This window comes from Vibrio sp. 2033, assembly GCF_033339735.1.
Window position 1 is genome coordinate 1 of sequence record NZ_JAWOVC010000361.1, and the last position, 694, is coordinate 694.

The following is a 694-nucleotide window of genomic DNA, read 5'->3' on the forward strand; positions in this document are numbered from 1 at the left end:
TGTTGCTGCGCCTTTTCTGTCTGTGGTTGCGCCAGTAAACGCCCCTTTAACGTGACCGAAAATCTCACTTTCCATCAAATCTCGTGGTATCGCACCACAGTTTATGGCGATGAAAGGTTTGTCTCTGCGATCACTTTGGCGATGAACGGCTTCGGCGCACACTTCTTTACCCGTGCCACTTTCACCGACGATAAAGACGCTGGCCGAGGTTGGTGCGACGGCATCTATCGTTTTGTATACCGCTTGCATCGGTAGGCTTGAGCCAATGAAGCCATGATAGTTGTGGCGATCGAAGGTAGACTGAATGTTTTCTACCAAGTCTTCCAATTTGGCTCGCTTTAGATGCAGTGCCACAGAGGTTTTAAGACGGTCGGCATTGATGGGTTTTTCTAAGAAGTCTTCAGCGCCTTTTTGTATCAAGTTTACAGCTAAGTCGACGCTGCCGTGTGCGGTGGCGATGATGACCGAAGTGGGAATATCATTTTGATTGATCCAATCCAACACGTCTTCCCCCGACATGTCTGGAAGTTTTAAATCCAAAATGATCAGTTGAGGCTTGCTGCGTTCAATGAATTGAATGGCTTCACGACCTGTCTCGACATGGAAAATGTCGTAAGGCTCATCTTTCACATATTGCTTATAAAGTATGGCTAATGAGGTAGAGTCTTCTACCAATAACACCCTTGGTCTCATA

Annotated in this window: 1 protein-coding gene; it reads right to left on the reverse strand. The window is 46.7% G+C overall.

Annotated features, from left to right (window positions below):
* A partial coding sequence (locus R7P74_RS26605) for a sigma-54-dependent transcriptional regulator (RefSeq protein ID WP_318095879.1) occupies window positions 1-693 on the reverse strand: 693 nt, incomplete at its 3' end.
* Window position 694: the final 1 nt, after the last annotated feature.